Genomic DNA, 17,974 nt, shown 5'->3' on the forward strand with positions numbered 1-17,974 from the left:
TCTTTTGACGAAGGAAAAAGCATGCTGATTATTCCCGCTATCGATCTTAAAGACGGTGCCTGTGTACGTCTGCGCCAGGGCCGTATGGAAGATTCCACGGTGTTCTCCGATGACCCGGTGAGCATGGCTGCCAAATGGGTAGAAGGCGGTTGCCGTCGTCTGCACCTGGTTGACCTGAACGGCGCCTTTGAAGGCCAGCCGGTCAATGGCGACGTGGTCACGGCCATTGCCAAGCGTTACCCGCATTTGCCGATCCAGATTGGTGGCGGGATCCGCTCGCTGGAAACCATCGAACACTACGTCAAGGCGGGTGTGAGCTACGTGATTCTGGGCACCAAAGCGGTGAAAAACCCAGAGTTCGTGGCACAAGCGTGCCGTGCCTTCCCCGGCAAAATCATTGTCGGCATGGACGCACAGGATGGTTTCGTGGCCACTGACGGCTGGGCTGAAGTCAGCACCGTGCAAGTCATTGATCTGGCTAAGCGTTTTGAAGCGGACGGCGTCTCGGCCATCGTTTATACCGACATCGCCAAAGACGGCATGATGCAGGGCTGCAACGTGGAGTTCACCGCAGCATTGGCAGCGGCCACCCGTATTCCGGTCATCGCGTCGGGCGGTATTCATAACCTGGGCGATATCAAAGCCCTGCTGGACGCCAAGGCGCCGGGCATCGTGGGCGCAATCACTGGCCGCGCGATTTATGAGGGCACGCTGGATGTGGCTGAGGCTCAGGCCTTCTGCGACAGCTACAAGGCCTGAGGAGAACCGCATGGCGCTGGCCAAACGCATCATCCCTTGCCTGGACGTGGATAACGGCCGGGTCGTGAAGGGCGTCAAGTTCGAGAACATCCGCGACGCGGGCGACCCGGTAGAAATCGCCCGTCGCTATGACGAGCAAGGTGCTGACGAGATCACCTTTCTCGACATTACCGCCAGCGTCGATGGCCGCGACACCACGCTGCATACCGTCGAGCGCATGGCCAGTCAGGTGTTTATCCCGCTGACCGTGGGCGGCGGCGTGCGGTGCATTCAAGACATCCGAAACCTGCTTAATGCGGGCGCCGACAAGGTGTCGATCAACACCGCTGCGGTGTTTAACCCGGAGTTTGTCGGCGAGGCGGCGCAGCATTTCGGCTCGCAGTGCATCGTGGTCGCGATTGATGCCAAAAAGGTCTCGTTGCCGGGCGAAACCCCGCGCTGGGAAATCTTCACCCACGGCGGGCGCAAGCCAACCGGACTCGACGCCGTTGAGTGGGCCATGAAGATGGAAGGCCTGGGCGCCGGCGAGATCTTGCTGACCAGCATGGATCAGGATGGCATGAAAAGCGGCTTCGACCTGGGCGTGACCCGTGCGATCAGCGATGCGCTGGGCATTCCGGTGATCGCTTCGGGGGGGGTGGGCAACCTTCAGCATTTGGCTGATGGCATCCTCGAAGGCCACGCCAGCGCGGTGCTGGCGGCGAGTATTTTCCACTTTGGCGAATACACCGTGCCACAAGCCAAGGCTTACATGGCTGAGCGCGGGATTGTGGTGCGCTAATAGCCTGGCCTTTCAGCGCCCGCAATGGGCGCTGATGCTTTATCGTTTGACCCAACCCGGCCATACGTCCAAAGGCTACTGGACAGCATGGCAAGCCCACGGCACTCTTTGCACACCATGGATTTGGGTAAACATTATGTTTAAGCGTCTTTGTCTCTTGCTTGCCAGTTGCACGATGTTGCTGGTGAGCAGCGTGTTTGCGGTCCCGGCCGAGCGGCCATCGCTGGTGCTGCTGACTGAAAATTTCCCGCCTTACAACATGGCCAAAAACGGTAAGAACTTTGCGCAGAACCAGAACCTCGAAGGCATTGCCGTCGATATTCTGCGTGAAACGTTCAAGCGCGCAGGCGTCGACTACAGCATGACCTTGCGCTTCCCTTGGCAGCGTATCTACAACCTGGCGCTGGATAACCCCGACTACGGGGTGTTTGTGACTGCGCGGGTGCCTGAGCGTGAAGATCTGTTCAAGTGGGTCGGCCCGCTTGGCCCGGACGACTGGGTGCTGCTGGCGCGGACCAATAGCCCCATTGAGCTGACATCGCTTGAGCAAGCGCGGCCCTATCGAATAGGTGCTTATAAGGATGATGTGATCGCCATGTTCCTGGAGAAGCAGGGGTATGCGCCGGTCATTGTGTTACGTGACCAGGACAACGCCAGGAAGCTGCAGGCCGGTCAGATCGACCTGTGGGCCACGGGTGATCCGGCGGGGCAGTTCTTGGCCCGGCAGGTGGGTATTTCAGGGTTCAAGACGGTGCTGCGTTTTAATCAGGCTGAGCTGTTTCTGGCGTTGAACAAGCAAGTGCCTGACGCCGTGGTCAGCAAATTGCAGGCCGCGCTGGATCAGCTCAAGGCCGAAGGCGAGCTGGACAAAATCCGCGCCCGCTACCTCTAAACCGCATACCTTTGTAGGAGCGAGCTTGCGCGCGATCTTTTGATCTTAAAAGCTCGCTCCAACAGAGGTCATTCAGCGATAAACCCCATTCGTGCCATGCGCATCCATCGCCTGGTTGCTGCGTACGCCGATCATCTGCTTGATATCAATCCAGTCGACGCCCTGCGCCTTGAGTTTGGGCAGCTCGCGCTCCAAAACGGCGAGAGTTTGCGGGTAAGGATGGCCGATCATGACCACCGAGCCGTGGCTGCGCGCGTGTTTGATCGCGATGTTGAGCTGCTGGGTGATGGCTTCTTCGGTGCGTACGTTATCGAGGAATACGTCCCGCGAAACACTGGCCAGACCTATTTTTTGCGCCTGGGCCGCCGCGACCGTGTTCGCGCTGGTTCGGCTGTCGACGAAGAATTTGTGCCGCTGTTGCAACTCGCCCATCAACCAGGCCATTGCCTGCGGCTGGGCAGTCATGCGGCTGCCTTCATGGTTGTTGATACCACTGGTGTAGGGCACAGCCTTGAATGCGGCATCCAGGCGTTTGGCCAGCTCTTCAAGGGGCAAGTCGGGGTGCCAGGCAAATGGCCCGGTAGCGGGGTCCATTGGCATGTGCAGGATCACGATTTTGCCGGCCTTGTGCGCTTCGCGGGCAAATTCGGCAGCGTGTGGGGTGTCTGGCATGACGGCGGTAGTGACGGGGCCGGGGAAGGCGAGCACGCGCCGATCACGCGGCAGGTTTTGCCCCAGATCGTCGATGATCAGGCTTAGATATGCCTTGCGGGGAACGTCTGTGTTGCTTGCCGGTGCCGCATGAGCGGCACCGGACAGGCAACAGAGCAGGGCGATGACAGACCAGAAACGCACTTTAATTGCCGCGAGTGATGCTCAGACCTTTAAGCAGGCTCAGGGCCTGGCTCAATTGGTAGTCATCGTCTTGCGGCATGGCCTTGGCTTTCGGGTCGGAACCGCTAGGTTTGTCTGCACCACCGTTGCCGTTGCCGAGGTGACCTTGCAGGTCGGCCTCTTTGTAGTACTCGGTGTCTTGCTCGCGGGTGATCTTGGCGCGGTTTACTTCGATGTCCGGCACGATGCCCTGAGCCTGAATTGAGCGCCCGTTGGGGGTGAAGTACAGCGCAGTGGTGATTTTCAGCGCACGATCGTTGTTCAGCGGCAGCACGGTTTGCACCGAGCCTTTGCCGAAGCTGGTGGTGCCCATCACCACGCCACGTTTTTGATCTTGCAGAGCACCGGCGACGATCTCCGAAGCCGAGGCGCTGCCGCCGTTGATCAATACCACCAGCGGCACACCTTCGCTGAGGTCTTTGCCGGTGGCCGAGAAACGCAGTTCGGAGTTGGCGATGCGGCCTTTGGTGTAGACAATCAGGCCTTTGGTGATGAAGTGGTCAACCACTTCAACGGCCGATTGCAGCACGCCGCCAGGGTTGTTACGCAGGTCAAGGATGATGCCCTTGAGCTTCTTGTTGCCGTTCTCCTTACGCAACTTGGCCAGCGCCGCGGCGACTTCCTCCCCCGTCTTGACCTGGAACTGGGTAATGCGGATGTAGCCGTAGCCGTCTTCAAGCAGTTGGGCTTTGACGCTTTTAACCTGAATGTTGGCGCGGGTCAGGGTCACGTCGAACGGTGCGCCACCATTGCGCACCAGGGTCAGGGTGATTTTCTGCCCGATCTTGCCGCGCATCTTGTCCACCGCTTCGGTCATGCTCAGGCCACGCGTGGGCTGACCATTGATCTTGACGATGAAGTCGCCCGCCTGAATCCCGGCCTTGCTGGCCGGGGTGTCGTCGATGGGCGAGACAATTTTGATATTGCCGTCTTCAGAGCCGACTTCGATGCCCAGCCCGCCGAATTCACCGCTGGTGCTTTCTTGCAGTTCTGCGAAATCTTCTGGCCCCAGATACGCTGAGTGCGGGTCAAGGTTGCTGAGCATGCCTTTGATGGCGTTCTCCAGCAGGGTCTTGTCGTCTACGGGTTCAACATACGCCGCCTTGATGCGGTCCATGACCTCGGCAAATGTACGCAGCTCTTCCAGCGGCAGCGGAGCCTTGGTGCTGACGGCGGCCGCAGGCTGAGCGACTGGCTGGGCAGCCAGTGCCAGTGGCGAGCCAATCACCAGAGCGATCGTCAGGGCCAGCGAGTTGAGGCGGGACAAGTGCGGCATGTTGAACGAACTCCTACGTATTAAAGGTGATGGACTCATCCTTGAGTGCGACACCATTGTGCAGGGTCGCTGGGGCGGCCCTGCTGACGAATAGCAAAATACAGCGCTGGTGTGGCTTGCCCACCGCTGTTGCCCACGGTGGAAATCACATCGCCAGCTTTAACAACGTCTCCGGCGGCCTTCAGCAACGTCTGGTTGTGGCCATACAAGCTTAAGTAACCATTACCGTGGTCCAGAATGACCAGTTGGCCTGCGCCGCGCAGCCAGTCGGCAAACACCACGCGACCTCCATGCACCGCGTGCACCTGGGTGCCCGCATTGGCGCTGATCATCACCCCGTCCCACTTGGTACGGGCATCGTCGCCACGGCTTTCTCCGAAGCGCGCAAGCAATCGACCATCAACAGGCCAAGGAAGTTTGCCTCGCGCCTGAGAAAAAGGTCCGCCATAAGAGACGCCCGCACTTGAAACCAAGGCACCCGGTGTTGATTTAACCGGTTTGCGCGGGGCGTCGGTGGCAACCGACTCAGCCTCGCGCTGGCGTTTTTTCTCGGCTTCTTGCTGTGCGATCAGCGCTTTTTGCCGTGCCTCTTCGGCTTCGCGGGCCTGACGGGCGAGGGTTTCTTCAATCGTCTTGAGGACTTTAGCCAGATCTGCCTGATCTTGCTCGCGCGCTTGGAGTTTCTGATCGCGGTCTTTGACGTCGTTGTTGAGTTTGGCCAGCACTTGCTGGCGTTGGGCGCGTACTTTGTCGAGCTCGGCGCGCTGGGCGTCCAGGCTGCTTTTTTGTGTCAGCAGTTGCGCTTGTTGCAGATTGATATCAGCTTCCACGTTGGCCAATTGGCGCAGGGTTTCGTTAAACCCCTTGAGCTGGGTCAGGCGGGCTTTGCTGAGGTAATCGTAATAGGTGAGGGTTCGGGCGAACTTCTCGGGGTTTTGCTGATTGAGTAACAGCTTGAGGTATTCCTGGCGGCCGCCCTGATACGCGGCACGGGCCTGAATGGCGATCAGACGCTGTTGTTCAATTTTTGCGCTGTGGAGTTTTTTCTTCTCGCTATCTAGGCGCAGCAGCTCGCCTTCACTCTTTTTTAGTTCTTTTTGCAGGTCCTCCACCTGTTTTTCCAGCTTGCCGATTTCAGTTTCGGTGCTGCGCAGGTCTTTTTGGACGCCGGTTTTTTCTTCCTGGAGCTTACCGAGGAGCTTCTTCAGCTCACTGATGTCCTGACGCGTGGCGTCCAGCTGTTGTTGAGTTTGCGCGCGCTCGTCGGCAAACGCCGGTTGCAGCAGGCATGTGAGGGCTAGGGCTATAAGGGCGCGGAGCATGGGGCGGGCGACACCTGGGGGAACGAGACGGCCTAGTATGCCCGCCATCGTTGCCTATAAGAAATGGATGAAGGTGAAATTGTGGCTGTGGATCCGCTGCGCTCAGAACTGTGTAGCCGCTGGCGCCGGCTGCGATAAGGGCCAAAGGCCCTTCAATAAAGCAGGGCCGCTAAGCGCCCCATCGCAGCCGGCGGCAGCGGCTATACCAGCCTTACGCGTCGACCAGGAGGGTCTTGCCGGTCATCTCTTGAGGCTGTGGCAGGCCCAGCAGCTTGAGCATAGTCGGTGCAACGTCAGCCAACACACCGCCTTCGCGGACCTTGAGCGGGCGCTTGCCGACATAGATGAACGGTACGGGTTCGCAGGTGTGGGCGGTGTGCGCTTGGCCTGTGGACTCGTCTTCCATCTGCTCAACGTTGCCGTGGTCAGCTGTGATCAGGGCTTCGCCGCCGACCTTGTCCAGGGCTTCAACGATACGCCCTACGCACAGGTCCAGACATTCCACCGCTTTAACGGCGGCGTCGAACACGCCGCTGTGGCCGACCATGTCGCCGTTGGCGTAGTTGACCACGATCACGTCGTAACGCTGGTGCTCAATGGCATCGACGATTTTGTCGGTGACTTCGGGAGCGCTCATTTCCGGCTGCAGGTCGTAAGTGGCGACCTTCGGTGACGGCACCAAAATGCGCTCTTCACCCGGGAACGGTTCTTCGCGGCCGCCCGAGAAGAAGAACGTCACGTGGGCGTACTTTTCGGTTTCGGCAATACGCAGCTGGGTTTTGCCGTTTTTAGCCAGGTAATCGCCGAGCACGTTTTCCAGGCTGCCGGGCGCGAATGCGCTTGGGGCCGGGATGCTGGCGGCGTATTGGGTCAGCATCACGAAACCGGCCAGTTTTGGCTGGCGAGCGCGTTCGAATGCGTTGAAGTCATCTTCCACAAAAACGCGGGTCAGTTCGCGGGCACGGTCGGCGCGGAAGTTCATGAAGACTACAGCGTCGCCGTCTTCAACCTTCACGGGCTCACCGAGGGTGGTGGCTTTGACGAATTCGTCGCTTTCGCCACGCGCATAAGCGGCTTCCAGGCCTTCCTGAGCGGTGGCGGCGTTGAACTCGCCTTTGCCATCGACGATCAGGTTGTAGGCTTGGGCTACGCGGTCCCAGCGGTTGTCGCGGTCCATGGCGAAATAACGGCCGATCAGGCTGGCGATCCGGCCTTTACCGAGGTCTTTAAAGGCTTCGTCGAGCAATTCAATCGACGAGGCGGCACTTTTTGGCGGTGTGTCGCGACCATCTAGGAAGGCGTGCAGGTAGATTTTTTCAGCGCCGCGTTTAAACGCCAGCTCAGCCATGGCGATCAAATGGTCCTGGTGGCTGTGAACGCCGCCATCAGACAGTAGGCCCATGATGTGCACGGCCTTGCCCGCGCCGACAGCTTTGTCGACAGCGGCGCAAAGGGTCGGGTTCTCGAAGAACTCGCCATCACGGATCGACTTGGTGACGCGGGTGAAATCCTGATACACCACGCGGCCGGCGCCCAGGTTCATGTGGCCGACCTCGGAATTGCCCATTTGGCCGTCCGGCAGCCCGACATCCATACCCGAACCTGAGATCAGGCCGTTCGGCATGCTCGCGGTGAGACGATCGAGCACCGGTTTCTTGGCCGAATAAACGGCGTTGTATTCGTGGCTTTCACTGTGACCGAAGCCATCCAGGATGATCAGGACCAAAGGTTTAGGCGTGGTAGTCATAGATCCCACTCGTGGCTGGTTTAATAGAAGGTATTAAGAAGACGCGCAGTTTAAAGCGAACTTCATGTGACGTCACCGCCGGGCGGGGTTTGGCCGACCAAGGTGGCTGTGTATACTGGCCCACATTTTACCGCCCTGGAACCTTCTGATGGTTGATCACCTGATTGCATTTGCCACTTCTCACTATCTGCTTGTTGGCGCGTTTGTCATCCTGTTGGCGTTGTTGATCGCCCATGAGGTGAGCCGAGGCGGTCGTAGCATCAGCACCGGCGAACTGACCGGCCTGGTCAATCGCGACGAAGGTGTGGTGATTGATATTCGCCCGGCCAAAGACTTTGCTGCCGGCCACATCGTGGGTGCCTTGAACATCCCGCAAGACAAACTGATGGCGCGCATTGCCGAGCTGGAGAAGCACAAGGCCAAGACCATTATTCTGGTCGATGCTGCTGGCCAGCACTCCGGTACTCACGCGCGTGAGCTGCTCAAAGCCGGCTTCAACGCAGCCAAGCTGTCGGGTGGTATCGCCACCTGGCGCGCAGACAACCTGCCAGTGGTGAAGTAACTATGCCCAAGGTCATCGTTTACTCCAGCGACTACTGCCCTTACTGCATGCGAGCCAAGGCTCTGCTTGAGAAAAAGGGCGTTGCCTTCGAAGAAATCAAGGTCGACGGCAAGCCACAGGTGCGTGCCCAGATGGCCCAGAAAGCTGGGCGTACTTCGGTTCCGCAGATCTGGATCGGCGATAAGCATGTCGGTGGATGCGATGACCTGTTTGCTCTGGAGCGCGCAGGTAAATTGGATGCGCTTCTGAACGTCTGACTCTCATTCTCTAAAAGCCCCATGATTAACAAGGATCTGTGATGACTGACCAACAGAACACCGCTGCCGTTAGCGATGATGACACTGCTCCACAATTCTCCCTGCAGCGTATCTACGTACGCGACCTGTCGTTTGAAGCGCCGAAAAGCCCGGCCATCTTCCGTCAGCAGTGGGAGCCGAGTGTTGCTCTGGACCTGAACACCCGTCAAAAACCACTGGAAGGCGACTTCCATGAAGTGGTGCTGACCTTGTCTGTGACGGTTAAAAACGCGGAAGAAGTGGCGTTTATTGCTGAGGTGCAACAGGCTGGCATCTTCCTGATCAAAAACCTTGATCAAGCCTCGATGAGCCACACCCTGGGTGCTTTCTGCCCGAACATCCTGTTCCCGTATGCCCGTGAAACCCTGGACAGCCTGGTAACTCGTGGCTCGTTCCCAGCGTTGATGCTGGCTCCGGTGAACTTCGATGCCCTGTACGCGCAAGAGCTGCAGCGCATGCAAGAAGAAGGTGCTCCGACTGTTCAGTAATGGTCGAAGCGACACAAAAAAAGCGCCATGAAGGCGCTTTTTTTATGGGCAAGCTGCATGTCCTTGTCGCCGCTGTTATCTAAACCCCAACTGGCGCCAGGCTTCGTAAACAGCCACGGCCACGGTGTTGGACAGGTTTAGGCTGCGGCAGCCTTCGCGCATGGGCAGGCGCAGGCGGTGATCGCCATCCAGCGCATCCAGCACTTCAGGCGGCAGCCCACGGCTTTCAGGGCCGAAGATAAAGGCATCGCCTTCGGCAAACTGGGCATCGTGGAACGGCCGCGAGCCTTTCGTGGTAAACGCGAACAGGCGCGGGTGGCCCAGGCTTTCAAGGCAACTGGCCAGATCTGCGTGGCGTTTAAGCGGCGCGTATTCGTGGTAATCGAGACCGGCGCGGCGCAAGCGCTTGTCGTCCAGCTCAAAACCGATAGGCTCGATCAAATGCAGGTGGCAGCCGCTATTGGCGCACAGCCTGATAATGTTGCCGGTATTCGGCGGAATTTCTGGTTGAAAAAGGATGACGTGAAACATGCACGGCTCCGAACTTAAAGATGGGCAGCATTCTACGCCTGAAGAGGATCCGCGGCCGAAGTTATGGCCACGAGTTTTAGGTTCTTTGGCGATAGTCGGCATGATGGTCGGCATGATGATTGGGCGTTTAACCGCGCCCGATCCGATTGATCTGCAACAAATAGAGGTACAAGCGCACGGTTTGGTGGTGTGGTTCAGCGATGAGCCCAAGCTGCATGGGGAGTGGGTTGATGGCACGTTAGGGCTTTTGTTTGCGGCCAAGGGCAAGCCGCAAAGCGGTCAGCTCAAGCTCAATGGTAAAGAGGTGAACTGGCGAGTCAGTCGTACGGACGGGGGCTTGATGCTGACGTTGGTGGCGGCCCGTGCCTTGAAGGGCGACTGGGCCGGTGCGCCGCAGGATGGGCGCTGGCGATTGCAGGTGAACCTGCGCGAGTAATAAAAGAGGGAATTCCAGCCTGCCTGTACCGGGTTCCCCAAAAGCGTTGTGCGCGTTGATGCAAAAGGCATCAAGGCTGCGGTGTAAAAGTGGGGAGTCCTGGCCTGCCTGTACCAAGGTCCCCTAAACCGGTATTGCTTTGGTAATAGGGTTATTGCAGGGTGCGTGCCAGTTTTGTTTTTTTGCCTTTTTTTCTCTCTGTAAACGTGAAAGCCCCGAAATTCGGGGCTTTTGTCTATTCGGGTGTTGAGGGTCAGAAGGCTGATCAAGCCCTTTAGAGCGCGCTATGCACAGAAGTAGGGCGGCTTGCTTGAGGGTGGTGCGCTTGTGTTTTGATGTTAGGCCCCCCTTAAACCACGCTGGCTGCACGCAGCCTTTGTGCCTTGTCAGCGGCTACAAGGACTGCGTTGCTTTCTGAGTGGTTTAGAGATCGCCCTTCGAGAGAGGGCTAGCGGCAGTCCTACGCGTCGTCCCCGTCCTCTTCGTCGCCGTCGATTTTCATGCCCAGTTCTTTGATTTTGCGGGTCAAGGTGTTGCGGCCCCAGCCCAGCAGTACGGCGGCGTCGCGGCGGCGGCCCGCGGTGTGTTTGAGGGCGGTCTCGATCATGATCCGCTCAAAGGTCGGCACAGCACTGTCGAGCAGGTTCGACTGACCACGACCAAGCGCCTGATCAGCCCATTGACGCAAGGCTTGCTCCCAGTTAGTGACGGGGGACGCATCGTGTTGCAGGTTCAGCAGTTCGGGCGGCAGGTCGCTGATGTGCACTTCTCGCCCCGATGCCATCACGGTGATCCAGCGGCAGGTGTTTTCAAGCTGGCGAACGTTGCCGGGCCACGGCAGGTTTCTCAGGTATTGCTCGGTTTCGGTTTTCAGCAGTTTGGGTTCGACCGACAGCTCTTGTGCGGCGTTGCTGAGGAAGTGCCGGGCCAGCGTCGGGATGTCTTCGCGACGATCTGACAAGCGCGGAATATGAATGCGGATTACGTTCAGACGGTGGAACAAGTCCTCACGAAATTTGCCCGCCTGCACCAGTGTTTCGAGGTTCTGGTGGGTGGCGGCAATGATACGCACGTCGACCTTGACCGGAATATGCCCGCCCACACGGTAGAACTCGCCATCGGCTAAAACGCGCAGCAGACGCGTTTGGGTATCGGCGGGCATGTCGCCGATTTCGTCCAGAAACAACGTCCCGCCATCGGCTTGCTCAAAACGCCCGCGCCGCAGGTTGGCGGCACCGGTGAAGGCACCTTTTTCATGGCCGAAGAGTTCAGACTCCATCAGGTCTTTGGGGATCGCCGCCATGTTCAAGGCAATAAACGGCGATGCGGCCCGTGGGCTATGACGATGCAGCGCATGAGCGACCAGCTCTTTACCCGTCCCGGATTCACCGTTGATCAACACGGTGATGTTGGAGTGGCTAAGACGGCCAATGGCGCGAAATACCTCTTGCATCGCTGGCGCTTCGCCAATGATTTCCGGGGTGGGCGCAGCAGCCGGGGCCACTGCCAGGCCTTGTTGCTCTTGGGCATGCTGGTTGGCACGTTTGACCAGCGATACAGCCTCATCGACGTCAAACGGTTTGGGCAGGTATTCGAAGGCGCCGCCCTGATAGGACGCGACTGCGCTGTCCAGGTCTGAATGGGCGGTCATGATGATCACCGGCAGACGCGGGTGTTGCTCGCGGATTTTGGCCAGCAAATCCAGGCCGCTGGCACCCGGCATGCGAATGTCAGAAATGATCACATCAGGCTGCTGACGAGCCAGGCGGCTCATCACGCCATCGGCGCTGTCGAAGCTCTGTGTGGTCATGCCTTCTTGTTGCAAGGCTTTTTCCAGTACCCAGCGGATTGAACGGTCGTCGTCAACGATCCAAACGGTTTCACTTCGGCTCATGTCGATGCGGCTCCTTGTTCCAGAGGCAGAAAGATCGAAAAGAGTGTGTGGCCAGGGTGGCTTTCACACTCGATCAGTCCCTGGTGCTGGCTGATGATGTTCTGGGTGATGGAAAGGCCCAGCCCGGTGCCATCCGGGCGGCCACTGACCATCGGAAAGAATAGGGTGTCTTGCAGCTCGGGCGGGATGCCCGGCCCGTTGTCGATAATTTCGATTTTGGTGACCAGTCGATGGCGCACATGGCCAATCGTGAACTGGCGCATGGCGCGGGTTCGAAGGGTGATGCGGCCCAGGCGCAGAGCATTCTTATTGCCAATGGCTTGCATCGCGTTACGCACAATATTGAGTACGGCCTGGATCATTTGTTCGCGGTCGATCAGCAAATCCGGCAGGCTCGGGTCGTAGTCACGCACCAACGTGATGTCGCCCTGGGTCTCGGCTTCCACCAGGCTGCATACCCGCTCCAACACTTCGTGCACATTGGTCATGGACAGCGAGGGCAGTTTGTTGGAGCCCAGCATGCGGTCGACCAGGTTACGAAGGCGATCGGCTTCTTCGATGATGACGTTGGTGTAGTCACGCAGGCTTTCATCGGGTAATTGGCGCGCCAGCAGTTGGGCTGCGCCCCGAATGCCACCCAGCGGGTTTTTAATTTCGTGGGCCATGCCGCGCACCAGCATCTTGCTGGTTTCTTGCTTGGACAACTGCGCTTCTTCTTTGGTGATGCGCAGCAACCGGTCGCGAGGGTGCATTTCAAGCAGCAGCATGGTGCCGCTGATGCTCAGGATTGGCGTCACCGCGTAATCCACGGTCAGGGTTTGGCCGGTGGCAGAGGTCAGCATGGCCTCTCGCTTGGTAAACGGGTGGGCTTGTTCAACGGCCAGGCGCAAGGAGTGCAGGGCCTCGGTGGACTCGGTGAACAGCTCGTTGATGAATTGCCCATGACTGCGTTGGCCGCTGATAGCCAGCAGCATTTCCGCCGCCGGGTTCATGTACTCGAGGCGCAAATCGGCATTGAGTAACAGTGTGGCGGTGGTCAGGTTGTCGAGTAACAGTCGGTGCAGGGCATCACTGATGGTCATGGGCCGATCCCGGATTGCGTGCGCGGGTAAGGCGCTGGTGCAAGGAAAATGCAAAAAACAAACCAAGGCTCCGAAAAGAAGCGCGAATCGCCTGAAATAGGGGCTTTAGGCTCGTTTAGATGGCGCCCTGGCTCTGTCAGTGAGTTGTTTTGAACCAAAGTGGGCTGGTAAGCGAGTGTTAGAGCAGTGCTTGCACCAATATAGTGCAAGTTGGCTGAATAGATTCAGTTTCGAGTGAATGCGGGGATATTCAGCCCCTGCGGGTTATTTTTGGCGAGCGCGTTGCAGGTAAAAAACAACCGTCTGGCTTTGTTGCACGGTCTCGTCACCGTCCATCACTTTCACGGAGAGAGAGTGCCTGCCGCGATCAATGTTGTTCACGTTCATGACGGTTTGGGTGTCGGGCTCGCCATAGGGTCGGTCATCCAGCAGCCATTGCAGCCTATGCTGGCTGTGCAGGGGCGGGTCAATCGTGAGCTGTACCGGGAAGGTTCCGTTGTTGGCACGCAGGGCTTGTTCGACGGGCAGGCCATCGATTTTAAGTGCAGTGTAGGGCGGATGAGCGCGCTCTTGTTCGGGCAGCAGGTGCTGCGGGTTGTCGGGTGGAGCAATCTTCAGGGCTGGTTGGAGATTAAGTGGCCCAAGCGTTATAGGTGCGCTACCGGTTAGATCGCGAGGCGTGTTGCCGAAGTGCACGGTGCCGTGAGCATCAAGGGATTTGTACACCTGTGCGCTTGCAGGCAGGGCAATGAGCCACAGGCATACCAAGACGTAGCGCACAGGCTGTTTACTGCGACAGCGGCATGCCCGCGCCACCGGCATAAAACACAATCAGTTCAACGGGCTCGTTGCCACTGGTGCCACGGTGCTCGGTTTGCACGACTTCAGGCAGTGTCTGGCCAGCCTTTAATGTCTTTTTGTGCTTGCCGTCACGGGTTTCAACGAGTAACTCGCCAGACACCACATAGGCCGCATTGGGCATAGGGTGCGTGTGCCAATTGAGTGCAGTGTTGGCCGGGATGATGATTTTGATAACGCTAATTTCGGGTTGGCCAGCCGGGTACGGGCCATAAGGTGCACCATCCCATGAGTGAGTGGCTTTGAGCAGTTGCTCGACTTTGACGCTTGCGGGGTTGCTGGTGCAGCCGAACAAGGTCAGGCAGGCCAGCGACAGCAGCAGGGCTTTGAGCGAGTTGGATAGGGTCATGGCGGCATCCGTTTGATGAGTCGCCTCACGTTACAGATCGCGCTATGGGGTGGCTGTCAGGCGTTGGTGAAGTTTTACTCGGGTGTCACGCCTTGGAATGTAAGACGTTGCGCATAAAAAAGGCCTCCCGTAGGAGGCCTTTCATCAAATCACGCCGCTTTCACGGGTGAAACTGGATTAGCAGCTGTAGTACAGCTCGTATTCCAGTGGGTGTACGAAAGTACGTACTTGGATTTCTTCTTCGCTTTTCAGGGCGATGTAAGCGTCGATGAAGTCGTCGCTGAAAACGCCGCCTTTGGTCAGGAACGCACGACCTTTGTCCAGCTCTTCCAGGGCTTCTTTCAGGCTGCCGCAAACTTGTGGGATCTCTTTAGCCTCTTCAGGCGGCAGGTCGTACAGGTTTTTGTCAGCTGCGTCGCCAGGGTGGATCTTGTTCTGGATACCGTCCAGGCCCGCCATCATCAGTGCCGCGAAGCACAGGTATGGGTTAGCCGCTGGATCCGGGAAGCGTGCTTCGATACGGCGAGCCTTAGGGCTGGACACGTAAGGAATACGGATCGAGGCGGAACGGTTACGAGCCGAGTAGGCCAGCATGACTGGTGCTTCGAAACCTGGCACCAGACGCTTGTAAGAGTTGGTGGCCGGGTTGGTGAAGCCGTTCAGGGCCTTACCGTGCTTGATGATGCCGCCGATGAAGTACAGGGCGGTGTCGGACAGGCCGGCATAACCTTCGCCAGCGAAGGTGTTCTTGCCATCTTTGGAGATGGACATGTGAACGTGCATACCCGAGCCGTTGTCGCCGTACAGAGGCTTAGGCATGAAAGTAGCGGTACGGCCGTAGGCGTCTGCCACGTTGTGTACGCAGTACTTCAGGGTCTGAACTTCGTCAGCCTTTTTCACCAGGGTGTTGAACTGCACGCCGATTTCGTTCTGGCCAGCAGTTGCCACTTCGTGGTGGTGAACTTCGATGACCAGGCCCATCTCTTCCATGGCGTTGCACATGGAGGTGCGGATTTCGTGGTCATGGTCGAACGGAGGAACCGGGAAGTAGCCGCCTTTGATACCTGGACGGTGGCCACGGTTGCCGCCTTCTACGTCCTGGTCGGACATCCACGAACCTTGTTCGGAATAGATTTTGAACATGGAACCGGAGATGTCGGACTTGAACTTCACTTCGTCGAAGATGAAGAATTCTGGTTCTGGACCCACAAAAACGGTGTCGCCGATACCGGTGGACTTCAGGTATTCCTCGGCACGGGTAGCGATGGCGCGCGGGTCGCGGTCATAGCCTTGCATGGTCGAAGGTTCGATGATGTCGCACACCAGAATCAGCGTAGGCTGCTCGGTGAATGGGTCCAGAACGGCTGTGCTGTCGTCTGGCAGCAGGATCATGTCGGATGCTTCGATGCCTTTCCAGCCAGCAATGGAGGAGCCGTCGAACATTTTGCCGTCGGTGAAGAAGTTTTCGTCCAACGCATCACGGGCCGGCATGGTCACGTGGTGCTGAGTGCCTTTGGTGTCAGTGAAGCGCAGATCAATCCATTTGACGTCATGATCTTTGATGAGTTGAACCGACTTCGACATAGTGTCCTCCGGGGTGGCTTAGGGCTGGTAGTGGAATAGCCCTTAATAAGTGGTTGATGCCGGCGCGAATACTCTGCCAAGGCAACCTGCATCACAAGGGAGCAAATTGCATGCCAGTGCTCCGATTTGGGTTAAACGCTTCAATCTCAAGCAGGTTGGCGCTCAAGACTGTTGATTTGCGGCGTTAATCGCACTCAAATGAAGCGATTCGAGTGGTCAATGTTCCATTTTGGTGCGGTGAAAACCGTTTGTACGATAACTGGTTAAACCTTGAGCAATTTCCGCTATAATCCGCGCCCCCCTTTTTTGGCAGGCTGCTCGCGCGCTGTTTTCATGAAACTTATCGTTAAAGTCTTCCCCGAGATCACTATCAAGAGCCGCCCGGTTCGGATGCGTTTCGTCCGTCAATTGGCTAAAAACATCCGTGCTGTGCTCCGCGATCTGGACCCGGCTGTGGTAGTGACAGGTGTGTGGGACAACATCGAGTTGCAAACGCGTGTAAGTGACCCCAAAGCCTTGAAGGAGATGACTGAGCGCCTGAGCTGCATGCCGGGCATTGCGCATTTCCTGCAAGTCGACGAGTACCCGTTGGGCGACTTCGACGACGTCGTTGAAAAGTGCAAACTGCACTTTGGCGATGCCTTGGCCGGCAAGATTTTTTCAGTGCGTTGCAAACGCGGTGGCAAGCACCCATTTACCTCGATGGAAATCGAGAAATACGTCGGCAGCAAGCTGCGTCGTGAATGCGGGGCGGCCGGAATTGACCTTAAAAAGCCGGAAATTGAAGTCCGTTTCGAAATTCGCGACCAACGGTTGTTTGTGATTCACAGCCAGCACGACAGCATCGGCGGTTTCCCGTTGGGCGCGCTTGAGCAGACCCTGGTATTGATGTCCGGTGGTTTCGACTCGACAGTGGCGGCCTATCAGATCATGCGTCGCGGCCTGATGAGCCACTTCTGCTTCTTCAACCTCGGCGGGCGTGCCCACGAACTGGGCGTGATGGAAGTCGCGCACTATATATGGAAGAAGTACGGCAGCTCGCAGCGCGTGCTGTTTGTCAGCGTTCCGTTCGAAGAAGTGCTGGGTGAAATTCTCGGCAAAGTTGATAACAGTCATATGGGCGTCATTTTGAAGCGTATGATGTTGCGCGCGGCGTCCCGTATTGCAGATCAGCTCGAAATTGATGCGCTCGTGACCGGCGAGGCTATTTCTCAAGTTGCCAGCCAGACGCTGCCGAATCTTTCGGTTATCGACTGCGTGACAGACAAGCTGGTCTTGCGTCCGCTGATCGCCAGCCACAAGCAAGACATCATTGATCAGGCGGTTGAAATCGGTACGGCCGACTTTGCCAAGCACATGCCTGAATATTGCGGGGTGATTTCGGTCAACCCCAAGACCCACGCCAAGCGTCCGCGTGTGGAGTACGAAGAACAACAGTTTGATATGGCCGTGCTTGAGCGAGCGCTCGAGCGGGCCAAACTGGTGCCGATTGATCGGGTGATCGATGAATTGGGCCAGGACTTGCAAGTCGAAGAAGTCAGCGAAGTGCTGGCGGGCCAGATTGTGATCGACATCCGTCACCCGGATGCTCAGGAAGATCAACCGCTGGAACTGGCTGGCATCGAAGTACAAGCGTTGCCATTCTATGCATTGAACAGCCGCTTCAAGGAACTGGATGATACCCGTCAGTACCTGTTGTATTGCGACAAAGGCGTGATGAGTCGCCTGCATGCTCACCATTTGCTCAGTGAGGGACATGCCAATGTGCGCGTTTATCGACCGAGCTAAGAGCCCGGGGCTGTATGCCTGTGGCCTGCGTCACCGGCCCCCCGACGCCGCCGTCAAGCTGTAACGGCTTTGCCGGACTCTACTGTTAATCGCTGCCACGACCTGTCAGCACACCGAATCCTCTGATCGAGATACACAAGTGATCGAAAATCTACGTAACATCGCCATCATTGCTCACGTTGACCACGGTAAAACCACCCTGGTAGACAAACTCTTGCGTCAATCCGGCACTCTGGAGCGCAACGAGCTCAACGACGAGCGCGTGATGGACTCCAACGACCAGGAAAAAGAGCGCGGCATTACCATTCTTGCCAAGAACACCGCTATTAACTGGAACGGCTACCACATCAACATCGTGGACACCCCGGGCCACGCCGACTTCGGCGGCGAAGTAGAACGCGTAATGTCGATGGGTGACTCCGTTCTGCGGCTGGG

19 protein-coding genes are annotated in these 17,974 nt (G+C 57.6%); 9 read left to right on the forward strand and 10 right to left on the reverse strand.

Annotated features, from left to right (window positions below; all coding sequences use genetic code 11):
• The first annotated feature begins 21 nt into the window (after window positions 1–21).
• From hisA to ACIQYF_RS00800, 3 genes are all read left to right on the forward strand, one after another.
• Window positions 22–759, forward strand: a complete 738-nt coding sequence (gene hisA / locus ACIQYF_RS00790; protein WP_402855433.1) for a 1-(5-phosphoribosyl)-5-[(5-phosphoribosylamino)methylideneamino]imidazole-4-carboxamide isomerase — start codon at window positions 22–24, stop codon at window positions 757–759.
• A gap of 10 nt (window positions 760–769) precedes the next feature.
• Complete coding sequence (hisF, locus tag ACIQYF_RS00795) at window positions 770–1,540, forward strand: imidazole glycerol phosphate synthase subunit HisF (RefSeq protein ID WP_153378139.1); 771 nt, start codon at window positions 770–772, stop codon at window positions 1,538–1,540.
• Between the two features lie 136 nt (window positions 1,541–1,676).
• Window positions 1,677–2,432, forward strand: a complete 756-nt coding sequence (locus ACIQYF_RS00800) for a substrate-binding periplasmic protein (protein ID WP_402855437.1) — start codon at window positions 1,677–1,679, stop codon at window positions 2,430–2,432.
• A gap of 72 nt (window positions 2,433–2,504) precedes the next feature.
• Here the strand turns inward: ACIQYF_RS00800 and ACIQYF_RS00805 are convergent, their stop codons facing one another.
• From ACIQYF_RS00805 to gpmI, 4 genes are all read right to left on the reverse strand, one after another.
• Window positions 2,505–3,287 (reverse strand): divergent polysaccharide deacetylase family protein, encoded by a 783-nt coding sequence (locus ACIQYF_RS00805; protein WP_402855440.1) that lies wholly within the window; start codon window positions 3,285–3,287, stop codon window positions 2,505–2,507.
• 1 nt (window position 3,288) lies between these two features.
• Entirely contained in the window at window positions 3,289–4,602 is a 1,314-nt protein-coding gene (locus tag ACIQYF_RS00810; protein WP_402855443.1) for a S41 family peptidase, read from the reverse strand.
• 35 nt (window positions 4,603–4,637) lie between these two features.
• The gene (locus ACIQYF_RS00815; protein ID WP_402855446.1) at window positions 4,638–5,924 is read right to left on the reverse strand and encodes a murein hydrolase activator EnvC family protein; all 1,287 of its coding nucleotides are present in this window, start codon (window positions 5,922–5,924) and stop codon (window positions 4,638–4,640) included.
• 211 nt (window positions 5,925–6,135) lie between these two features.
• Window positions 6,136–7,671 (reverse strand): 2,3-bisphosphoglycerate-independent phosphoglycerate mutase, encoded by a 1,536-nt coding sequence (gene gpmI, locus ACIQYF_RS00820; RefSeq protein ID WP_402855449.1) that lies wholly within the window; start codon window positions 7,669–7,671, stop codon window positions 6,136–6,138.
• Window positions 7,672–7,819: 148 nt separating this feature from the next.
• Between gpmI and ACIQYF_RS00825 the strand changes: the two genes are divergently transcribed.
• The 3 genes from ACIQYF_RS00825 to secB are packed head-to-tail and all read left to right on the forward strand — an operon-like array spanning window position 7,820 to window position 9,017.
• Entirely contained in the window at window positions 7,820–8,233 is a 414-nt protein-coding gene (locus tag ACIQYF_RS00825) for a rhodanese-like domain-containing protein (protein ID WP_402855451.1), read from the forward strand.
• 2 nt (window positions 8,234–8,235) lie between these two features.
• On the forward strand, window positions 8,236–8,490 hold the full coding sequence (grxC, locus tag ACIQYF_RS00830) for a glutaredoxin 3 (RefSeq protein WP_402855454.1): 255 nt from the start codon (window positions 8,236–8,238) through the stop codon (window positions 8,488–8,490).
• A 41-nt stretch (window positions 8,491–8,531) separates the two neighbouring features.
• Complete coding sequence (gene secB, locus ACIQYF_RS00835) at window positions 8,532–9,017, forward strand: protein-export chaperone SecB (RefSeq protein WP_402855457.1); 486 nt, start codon at window positions 8,532–8,534, stop codon at window positions 9,015–9,017.
• Window positions 9,018–9,092: 75 nt separating this feature from the next.
• On the opposite strand, the gene ACIQYF_RS00840 is transcribed toward secB, so the two are convergent.
• A complete protein-coding gene (locus ACIQYF_RS00840) occupies window positions 9,093–9,548 on the reverse strand; it encodes a tRNA (cytidine(34)-2'-O)-methyltransferase (protein WP_402855460.1) in 456 nt (151 codons plus the stop codon).
• Between ACIQYF_RS00840 and ACIQYF_RS00845 the strand changes: the two genes are divergently transcribed.
• A complete protein-coding gene (locus ACIQYF_RS00845) occupies window positions 9,547–9,984 on the forward strand; it encodes a hypothetical protein (RefSeq protein ID WP_402855463.1) in 438 nt (145 codons plus the stop codon). The two genes, ACIQYF_RS00840 and ACIQYF_RS00845, sit on opposite strands and share 2 nt — an antisense overlap.
• Window positions 9,985–10,444: 460 nt before the next feature.
• Here ACIQYF_RS00845 and ntrC read toward each other — a convergent pair whose 3' ends face one another.
• From ntrC to glnA, 5 genes are all read right to left on the reverse strand, one after another.
• Window positions 10,445–11,878 (reverse strand): nitrogen regulation protein NR(I), encoded by a 1,434-nt coding sequence (gene ntrC / locus ACIQYF_RS00850; protein WP_402855466.1) that lies wholly within the window; start codon window positions 11,876–11,878, stop codon window positions 10,445–10,447.
• Complete coding sequence (glnL, locus tag ACIQYF_RS00855; RefSeq protein WP_402855469.1) at window positions 11,875–12,960, reverse strand: nitrogen regulation protein NR(II); 1,086 nt, start codon at window positions 12,958–12,960, stop codon at window positions 11,875–11,877. Before glnL ends, ntrC begins: the two co-directional genes overlap by 4 nt.
• A 264-nt stretch (window positions 12,961–13,224) precedes the next feature.
• Window positions 13,225–13,740, reverse strand: coding sequence for a DUF4124 domain-containing protein (locus tag ACIQYF_RS00860; protein ID WP_402855472.1), 516 nt, complete (start codon window positions 13,738–13,740; stop codon window positions 13,225–13,227).
• Window positions 13,741–13,747: 7 nt separating this feature from the next.
• Window positions 13,748–14,167 (reverse strand): cupin domain-containing protein, encoded by a 420-nt coding sequence (locus ACIQYF_RS00865; RefSeq protein ID WP_402855475.1) that lies wholly within the window; start codon window positions 14,165–14,167, stop codon window positions 13,748–13,750.
• 177 nt (window positions 14,168–14,344) lie between these two features.
• Window positions 14,345–15,751 (reverse strand): glutamate--ammonia ligase, encoded by a 1,407-nt coding sequence (glnA, locus tag ACIQYF_RS00870; protein WP_402855477.1) that lies wholly within the window; start codon window positions 15,749–15,751, stop codon window positions 14,345–14,347.
• 333 nt (window positions 15,752–16,084) lie between these two features.
• Here glnA and thiI point away from each other — a divergent pair, with 333 nt between their 5' ends.
• Together thiI and ACIQYF_RS00880 are read left to right on the forward strand one after the other, a co-directional pair.
• Complete coding sequence (thiI, locus tag ACIQYF_RS00875; protein ID WP_402855480.1) at window positions 16,085–17,539, forward strand: tRNA uracil 4-sulfurtransferase ThiI; 1,455 nt, start codon at window positions 16,085–16,087, stop codon at window positions 17,537–17,539.
• A gap of 139 nt (window positions 17,540–17,678) precedes the next feature.
• The coding region (locus tag ACIQYF_RS00880) for a GTP-binding protein (protein WP_402855483.1) at window positions 17,679–17,974 on the forward strand (296 nt) is incomplete at its 3' end.

The organism is Pseudomonas sp. NPDC096917 (genome assembly GCF_044762555.1).
Taxonomy (GTDB): domain Bacteria; phylum Pseudomonadota; class Gammaproteobacteria; order Pseudomonadales; family Pseudomonadaceae; genus Aquipseudomonas.

Coding starts and splice junctions, on each gene's coding strand:
- hisA (WP_402855433.1), top strand. CDS start 22: ATGCTGATTATTCCCGCTATCGATCTTAAAGACGGTGCCTGTGTACGT.
- hisF (WP_153378139.1), top strand. CDS start 770: ATGGCGCTGGCCAAACGCATCATCCCTTGCCTGGACGTGGATAACGGC.
- ACIQYF_RS00800 (WP_402855437.1), top strand. CDS start 1,677: ATGTTTAAGCGTCTTTGTCTCTTGCTTGCCAGTTGCACGATGTTGCTG.
- ACIQYF_RS00810 (WP_402855443.1), bottom strand. CDS start 4,602: ATGCCGCACTTGTCCCGCCTCAACTCGCTGGCCCTGACGATCGCTCTG.
- ACIQYF_RS00815 (WP_402855446.1), bottom strand. CDS start 5,924: ATGCTCCGCGCCCTTATAGCCCTAGCCCTCACATGCCTGCTGCAACCG.
- gpmI (WP_402855449.1), bottom strand. CDS start 7,671: ATGACTACCACGCCTAAACCTTTGGTCCTGATCATCCTGGATGGCTTC.
- ACIQYF_RS00825 (WP_402855451.1), top strand. CDS start 7,820: ATGGTTGATCACCTGATTGCATTTGCCACTTCTCACTATCTGCTTGTT.
- grxC (WP_402855454.1), top strand. CDS start 8,236: ATGCCCAAGGTCATCGTTTACTCCAGCGACTACTGCCCTTACTGCATG.
- secB (WP_402855457.1), top strand. CDS start 8,532: ATGACTGACCAACAGAACACCGCTGCCGTTAGCGATGATGACACTGCT.
- ACIQYF_RS00845 (WP_402855463.1), top strand. CDS start 9,547: ATGCACGGCTCCGAACTTAAAGATGGGCAGCATTCTACGCCTGAAGAG.
- ACIQYF_RS00840 (WP_402855460.1), bottom strand. CDS start 9,548: ATGTTTCACGTCATCCTTTTTCAACCAGAAATTCCGCCGAATACCGGC.
- ntrC (WP_402855466.1), bottom strand. CDS start 11,878: ATGAGCCGAAGTGAAACCGTTTGGATCGTTGACGACGACCGTTCAATC.
- glnL (WP_402855469.1), bottom strand. CDS start 12,960: ATGACCATCAGTGATGCCCTGCACCGACTGTTACTCGACAACCTGACC.
- ACIQYF_RS00865 (WP_402855475.1), bottom strand. CDS start 14,167: ATGACCCTATCCAACTCGCTCAAAGCCCTGCTGCTGTCGCTGGCCTGC.
- glnA (WP_402855477.1), bottom strand. CDS start 15,751: ATGTCGAAGTCGGTTCAACTCATCAAAGATCATGACGTCAAATGGATT.
- thiI (WP_402855480.1), top strand. CDS start 16,085: ATGAAACTTATCGTTAAAGTCTTCCCCGAGATCACTATCAAGAGCCGC.